Here is a 7,444-nt window from a genome sequence, read left to right on the forward strand (position 1 = left end):
CTCACTCCTAGACGATGTAATCTACATATAAGGACTTGTTCACGTTCGTTAACGAAATCTTGATGCGATCGTTTTTCTTCAGCTCTTTTCCTTTGCTTGCATCGAGTACACGTCCTGCCTTTTCGATTCGGCAGCTCGAACGGTTTTCGATGATCAGCGTATCGTTTTTCCCTGGTAAAAAGATGACCTTCTCTGTCTCCGCAAACTCAGGGGCGAGCTGCAAGAGCTGGTGCAGCTTCACTTTTCCTTTGAACGCGTTCAGTTTCTTGTACTGCGGGTTAGACTTTTCACCTGTGTCCTCATCCACGATCTCGATGGCGATTTGTCCAGCGAAGCCCTTGTTCGCCTTGCGATAGATCGACAGTGCGTACAAGCCTGCACCGATCAACAGGATGAGAACCACGGTACCTCCTACTACGGTCAGCCATGGAAATGGTTTCGATTCTGCCGCAGGATCAGTGGTTGTGCTCGGCTTGCTCGCTCCAGAACCTGCTGTTTTGGCAGCATCTACAAGGAGTGGCTTCGTCTCCCGGTAAAAGCTGGTGTCTTCTGCCTTGATTTTTATTTCATACGTATGGTCAGCCGGGATTGTAAAGCTGCCTTCGAACCCGTTGCCCGTATTGTTCAGGACGACCTCATTCGTCTTCTTGTCCGTCTTGTCATTGACGATCAGCGTCGCCTTCATTTGCTTGTACAGATCAGGACTCGCTACCTTCTGTCCGTTTGAAACAAGTGCAGCCTTGATCGGCACGACATCGCCAGCTTTGAAGCTCTTGGCTGTAACTGGCTCCATCTCCAATTGCAGATCGTAGTTGAAGATGAGGTTAATATCGATTTTTTCCTTCGGGGCACCTTTTACCTGTAGCTTCCAATCGCCCTGCTGTGGCTTGACCAGCTTGATCATCGTGTACGCATTGGACTTCGACAGTCTGACCTGGTTGGAAGGGATTTGTACTTCCTTGCCTGCTGGGTCATACAGCTTCACTTCCACTGCTTTTTGCGACATGATCGAGATGTTGGCTTCCATGACACTGCCATTCGGGATTGGGATCGGAATCTCTTGAGCTTGACCGTTTGCGACGAAGCTTTTAACCGGGACAACCTTCAACTTCAGATGATTCGCAAAGATTTCGCTCAATATTTGCGGGAGCTTGTCCGCTGTGCTCGTTTCAAAAAATTTACCATTTGTCTCCGCAGCAAGCTGCTGTAGTGTCGTGCGGTTAAGCTGACCGTCTGCGTTCAAACCAATCGTGTAAATCGGGTAGCCCTTGTCTTTGGCCTCTTTCACAGCTTGCTGCAGCTCTTGATCAGACTGCGCTTGGGTACGGCTTGATGCTTTGTTCAAATAGTTGTTTCCATCCGCCAGCAGCACGATGATCGGCGCATTGTTTGGATTGCGTCCCGCATCAAGGATCTTTACTGCTTCCGTTACCCCGACAGCGATATCGGTGTAGGCTCCTTTTTGCAGACTGTCGATGAAGGCTTTGACATCGTTCTTGTCTTCTTCGGAATTAATCTCAAGCAGTGCTTTTTCTCGCTCGATCTTGTCGGTATAAGCGACGACACCGATCTTGTTCGCTTGGATCGACGTCATGTCGACGAACATTTTCATCGCTTCGTTGCTGACTTTGTTCTTATCGCTTTGGGTCATGGAGTTGCTTACGTCCACGACCAGGACAGCGTCCATATTGTTTCCGCTCGTTTGCGCAAAGCCTGAGTGAGTGACGGAGAGGACACTGACCAAGAGCAGGGCAAGACATGCTACGTATCGACATAACATTCGGAATCGTATTATTTGCATAAGAGCTCCTTTTCTTGTTCGTTACAAAGAATTTGTGAGGTGTTGCAAAGAAAGTAAGACTATGACACTATTACCACTAGATTCAAGAAGTAGAAGACAGATGATAAAAAAGTACTAGAATGATTGCCCCTTACTCGTAATACGATACGACATGATTCTTTGTTACAGATTTCGACAACTTCGTTAGGAGAAATTTTATGTTAACTTACTTTCTGTTGTTTGCGGCTTTTTTGCTGCTAGCGGTCCGATTCCTCAAGCTGCTGCGACTGAAACGGCGCAATCTCTCCAACGCCGAAATCGACCAGCATCTTCATGCCTTACTGAATGAGAAGAGGGATTCACCATGAGAAAGCGAATCGGCGTCCAATTTCGCAAAACCCGTAAAACCACTCATACGTATGAAAGAATTCAAGCGTGCACACGATGCCATACGTACCATGTCCTGTGGGAGACGCATTGTGAGACCTGCGGGAGAGCCTACACACCGATCCGCCAGGTTTCCCATGCGGTGACACGCCGCAATGTGCAGACGCGCTTTTTGCTCTTGGGCTTGTTCGTCTGTCTTGCTGTCCTTTCTGCAAAGACTCTTCTGCAATTAGCTCTCGCAGGAGGTATTGGCTGTGTGTTGTTCATCCTGTTTTTCGTGATGCAGAAAAAATACGGCATCTATGAAAGAGACGTACAATTTCAACACTTTTTAACGCGGGAAATGGAGACGCTCAAGAAGTCACTACTCCGTCATTTGGAGGAAGTGGGCAACGACGTCAAAGAAGGACATCTCAAGGAAGCTTATGAAAAAACGAGAGAGATCGGGCATTTCATCGATTCCGATACGATCAAGATACGCAAGATCATGTTCCTCAATCATTACGTCCTGCGCAAAGACATGGAGCTGGAGCTCGAAACGCTCATCCCGTCTATGTACGACAAGGACTTCATGGAATATGTGCGCGAGGTCATCAAGGTCCAGCCTTCGCTCGTCAAAAAATCTGTACTTACCTATGTTAGACGTTATAAAAATCAAATATTGTTGCTGGAAAACGGGGATCAGCTCATCGGTCAAGTGGCAGGTGCAGCGCTCCGCATGAAGTCTTATGTGGACGAGTATCAGGATCTGATTATCGAATTTATCGATTTTTTGCCTCGCGAGCGCCTTCTTCGATTGGCAAAAATGGTACAAACCCATAAGAATGAAGGTTGGGAACAACTATATCATTCTACCAAAAACAGGGTGGATACGCATTACGCGTTTGACCCGGATTTCAAAGGCATACTGTGAAGGAGGAGCCTTTTATGCTGCCTATTTCCCCCTATCATAGGTCCCTCTGGGTCCGTAATATTTTTCTCGGACTCTTTGCCTTGGGCTTGATCGCTGTTCTATTCAAGCTCGGATTCGGGTACAAGCAGATTACGTTGTATAAACAGGCAAAGGCGTTTTATGAGCAAAAGAACCTGCTGCAAGCCGAGGAAACCTTTTCTCGCGCGCATGATATGGCTGTCCTGTCCTACGGGGATGACGAATGGAATTCCACCATGCTCCAACTGACAGCTATCCGTACTGAGCTCGAGGGGCTTCACCAGTACTCGCGTTCGGCCATCTCGGAGAAAAAGGTCGCAGAGATCGGTGCAATCTATGAACAATACCAAGCAGTCAAACAGCAATACCAGAATCAAAAGGACGTACCAGCTATGTTTTTCCAGCAATTGTCGGCTCGCTTGGGTATGGATAAGAGCTTTTCCGATTATTACTTGAATGCCTTGCAAACAGCCAAGGCTCAGGCACAATCGAATCTCGAAAAGGAAAACTATCAGGACGAATCTTTCATTGAAACACTCCTTGCCATTCCAGATGAATACTACGGTGGAAAAAAGAAGAAGCAGGCTGAGCTCTCGGCCTTGTTCCAGAACTATGAAAAGACAAAGCTGCGTGCGCTGATCGCTTCCGCTCCTTTTGAAGACATCATCACCAAAACGGCTACAAGCATACGCCATTACGAAAAACTGGGTATCGAAACTGATTGGTTAGTGAATCAGCTGGAAAAGTATGCGCTAGCTGAAATCAAGGAAGTCATTCGTTCGAAGGATTTGAGTGCCTTCGTTGACATGGCAGCCGCCTATCGCAAAATCCAGGATGTGCTGTCCAGTGATTCACCTGTCCTTGATTCGATCACCCGCTATCTGGAGGGTAAGCTCAAGCAGGCAGAACAATACATCAAATCGTTCGAGTTCACCAAAGCACGTGAATTGTACGAACAGTTGAATCCGCTCCAGGATACGGCTAAACTCCTGTCCGATCTGGAAAAGCTCTGGTTGGAATACGATCCAGCACGCTTATTACAATTGAGATATCCAGACAGAACGTTCACCGACATGCTCTCTGGCACAGATCGCTGGGGAGCAAAGCTTTACGCATTTGGACTCTCTGAGGCAGATCAACGTCTTTATTTCGCAGCGAAAATGCCAAATGACTCGATCCTCTATTTGGAACAGTCGCTCGATGTAGACATGAAATCGGCAAAGGCTAAGATCGACGATACTCTCGGAAGTAAAGAAAAGCCTGTGATTATCGTGAGTGCATCCGGCAAGGAGCGTGCTAACGCCTACACGGCACTCTCTCCGAATTTGACAAAAGAGTCACTCGATAAGCGCTTTTCGGTTGAGGCTGATGAACTAAGCGTAGAGGACTCCGAGCATGTGATCATGAAAAATGCGGCAGGAAAAGGGGAAAACGAAATCGCTTTGTTCAAGCTCGAGGACAATGGCTTGGCTTACATCGAAAAGCTGGCTGATTTGGATGAGAGCTCCGAAGAAACGACCGAGGGAACTCGGTCAGAAGAAGCGACCTTCCCTGCTGACGGCTCAACAGAAGCGACGGATCAAACTCCCCCTGCCACTCAAAAAATCGATGTTTTTGCAGGTCCCGGTGAAGAATATGAGAAGATCGGTCAGGTAGCAGATGGTTCCTTCCAAGTCATTGCAGATCTAAATGGCTGGTACCAGATTGTGTCGAATGGAAAAGAAGGCTGGATACGCGCTACCGCATCAACGCCTTAATCAGTATGCTGAATGAGGAGCTCCCCCTCGCGATCATGGTACACCTTCCTTGATCTGCGTCAGGAGCTTTTCCTTATTTTTTCGCATTGCGCTAGGTATCAGACTATTCTATAATTTATATTTATTTTATAGACAGATGAGGAGTGAGAAGAGATGTTTGGAATCGTTCATTATGAAGCATTTCTGATGACTGCGATCATGCTGAACCTGATACCCGGCTCAGACACAATGTACATCATCACCCGCAGCATTTCGCAAGGAAAACAGGCAGGTATTCTTTCAGTTCTCGGCATTTTGACAGGCTCACTCATTCACACGCTCTTGGCTGCTTTCGGCTTGTCGCTCATTTTGGCTCAATCCATCGTGCTTTTTAACATCGTCAAAATATTGGGGGTCGCCTATCTCGTTTATTTAGGCATTCGCATGCTCATGACGAAGGAATCACCAGCTTTTGACGCAGCCGATTCCAAGAAGCCAAAGGGCGAAAAGGTCTATCTGCAAGCGATCCTGACAAGTGTCACAAATCCAAAGGTCGCCCTGTTTTTCATCGCCTTCCTCCCGCAATTTGTTAGCGCGACCGAAGCCGGACCACTCCCTTTCCTGATTCTTGGTCTTACCTTTACCGTTACAGGTGGCATCTGGTGTAGCCTCCTCGCCCTGTTTGCTTCCTTCGCTACGCAAAAATTGCGCAATAATCAGAAGTTCTCTGTCATTCTCAACAAGCTGACGGGGATTGTTTTTATCGGGATGGGGTTGAATCTGTTAAGGGCGAAAGCGAATCCATAGGAGGTTGTCTATGAAAAAGATTATTTCTGTACTTGCACTCATTCTTTGCTTTGCTTTTTTACCTATTCAAATGATTGAAGCGCATCCAGGCAGAACAGATGCAAATGGTGGACACACCTGTAGAACAAACTGCGAAAAATGGGGATTACAATATGGAGAATATCACTATCACAACGGTGGCGGTGGTTCTTCCAACAGCCAAGTGAAAAAACCGGCCTCGCCAAAAGCAGCGGCCCCACATACACAACCTAAAATACTACCATCGAAAACAATTGTAGCTGTAGACAATGCTAACGTTTATTCTGCTCCATCCCTTGACTCAGTCGTTACTGCAACCCTATGGTATGGTTTTGAAATCAAAGCATCCGGTACACAGCCGGAATTTATCTCCATGGATCAAGGTTACGTTTCCAAAACAGTGGTTACCTCTTATACACCAATTACTCCTAAGACTGTCAAAATTCAAGGAGAGAAAGGCTACTTCTTCTCAACCCCTTCTATAGAAAGTCCAGGCAGAGGCTACGCTGTCAGAGATGCACTTGTTCAAATAGTCGGTGAACGTGGAGATTGGTATTACGGCTCCACCATCGATGCAAATGGGAAGGTTTTAGTTGGATTTGTTTCGAAAAGCGTCGCCTATTAACCATAGAATGAAGACCGAAAAAGCCAGGCAGGAGAGTCTTTCTCCTCTGGCTTTTTTCATGTTCAGAAATTGTTTAGATCGAAAGATTATGATATCTCTAGGCATTTTTTCACAATTGGAACAGCGGGTGAATCTGTTGTTCTCGACTAGCAGGATTTGTACAACGAAGAATGCCCTTACTGAAAAAATTTAGCATAACTAAAAATTAGGACAAGGGGGGAAAGATGAATTGAGTTAACGGTGCAAAAAGGGAGTTGAAGAATGTGCGAGTGCTGTTAAGTGCTGGGTTTATTTTGGCAGGCTTATTCCTCCTTTTCTATCCTCAATGGGAAACGGCGGTATCTGCACAAAAGCAAGAACAGCTCATCGAAGCGTTCGAACAACTGAGCAACGTCAGCGAGCAAATAGAAACAGCTGCATCAGAGGACCCACCAGCTCCGAAGATACAAGAGCCGCTCGCTATGTTGGAAGGTGCCAGAGGCGTGATTCGGATTCCCAAAATTGATCTGGAAATGATGATTTTTGAAGGCGCGGACAAGCATGCCTTGAGTAAAGGTGTTGGCCTGATCGAGCCAGACAAGGAATTCGGCGTAAACAATGTTGGACTGGCAGGTCATCGCGGGATTACTCACGGCAAGCAATTCAATCGCTTGGACGAACTAACACCTAACGATGAGATTGAGATCAAGACGAAAACGGCAACCTACCAATTCGTTGTCGTGAAAGCCTTTGTCGTAGATCGTACACAAGTAGAAGTTCTAGAGGATCAAAAGAAGCCATTGATCACCTTAGTCACATGCACCCCTGTTGGAGCAAAAGATCCGAAGGACAGACTGATCGTTCAAGCGGAATGGAAACAAACGACTTCATCTCAGCCCTAACACTTCCTACTGAAAGACGGAATGAGCTAGTTTTTATTTAGTACAGGAGGAGCATATGCAAAGGAAATCTTGGATCGTTGTGGTGGCACTTTTGCTCATCATCCAAAACTTTTTCGGTTTCACGACAACCACGTATGCCCAAACACAAGGTGAGGTTGTCGTTGAGACTAGTGGGGAGCCGGGCACAGGCAACCCTACTGATCCGGGTACTGGGACTCCTACCGATCCGGGTACAGAGACTCCTACCGATCCGGGTACAGAGACTCCTACCGATCCGGG

Annotated in this window: 7 protein-coding genes and 1 pseudogene; 7 read left to right on the forward strand and 1 reads right to left on the reverse strand. The window is 46.8% G+C overall.

Annotated features, from left to right (window positions below; all coding sequences use genetic code 11):
* Positions 1-7 precede the first annotated feature (7 nt).
* The gene (locus C7R91_RS08670) at positions 8-1,801 is read right to left on the reverse strand and encodes a vWA domain-containing protein (protein ID WP_047070100.1); all 1,794 of its coding nucleotides are present in this window, start codon (positions 1,799-1,801) and stop codon (positions 8-10) included.
* 197 nt (positions 1,802-1,998) lie between these two features.
* Here C7R91_RS08670 and C7R91_RS29295 point away from each other — a divergent pair, with 197 nt between their 5' ends.
* The 7 genes and pseudogenes from C7R91_RS29295 to C7R91_RS08700 all read left to right on the forward strand — a co-directional run.
* Complete coding sequence (locus C7R91_RS29295; RefSeq protein WP_007724683.1) at positions 1,999-2,148, forward strand: hypothetical protein; 150 nt, start codon at positions 1,999-2,001, stop codon at positions 2,146-2,148.
* Positions 2,145-3,080 carry a hypothetical protein gene (locus C7R91_RS08675; RefSeq protein ID WP_047070102.1) on the forward strand — a complete coding sequence of 312 codons (936 nt, stop codon included), beginning with the start codon at positions 2,145-2,147 and terminating at the stop codon, positions 3,078-3,080. Before C7R91_RS29295 ends, C7R91_RS08675 begins: the two co-directional genes overlap by 4 nt.
* Before the next feature lie 14 nt (positions 3,081-3,094).
* Positions 3,095-4,855, forward strand: a complete 1,761-nt coding sequence (locus C7R91_RS08680) for an SH3 domain-containing protein (RefSeq protein ID WP_047070104.1) — start codon at positions 3,095-3,097, stop codon at positions 4,853-4,855.
* A gap of 153 nt (positions 4,856-5,008) precedes the next feature.
* Entirely contained in the window at positions 5,009-5,641 is a 633-nt protein-coding gene (locus C7R91_RS08685) for a LysE family translocator (protein ID WP_047070106.1), read from the forward strand.
* Positions 5,642-5,651: 10 nt separating this feature from the next.
* Positions 5,652-6,284 carry a YHYH domain-containing protein gene (locus tag C7R91_RS08690; protein WP_047070107.1) on the forward strand — a complete coding sequence of 211 codons (633 nt, stop codon included), beginning with the start codon at positions 5,652-5,654 and terminating at the stop codon, positions 6,282-6,284.
* Positions 6,285-6,547: 263 nt separating this feature from the next.
* Complete coding sequence (locus C7R91_RS08695) at positions 6,548-7,165, forward strand: class D sortase (protein WP_047070109.1); 618 nt, start codon at positions 6,548-6,550, stop codon at positions 7,163-7,165.
* Between the two features lie 55 nt (positions 7,166-7,220).
* Positions 7,221-7,444 (forward strand): annotated as a pseudogene (locus tag C7R91_RS08700) (hypothetical protein); the annotation flags it as partial.

The organism is Brevibacillus formosus, assembly GCF_003013405.1.
Taxonomy (GTDB): Bacteria; Bacillota; Bacilli; order Brevibacillales; family Brevibacillaceae; genus Brevibacillus; species Brevibacillus formosus.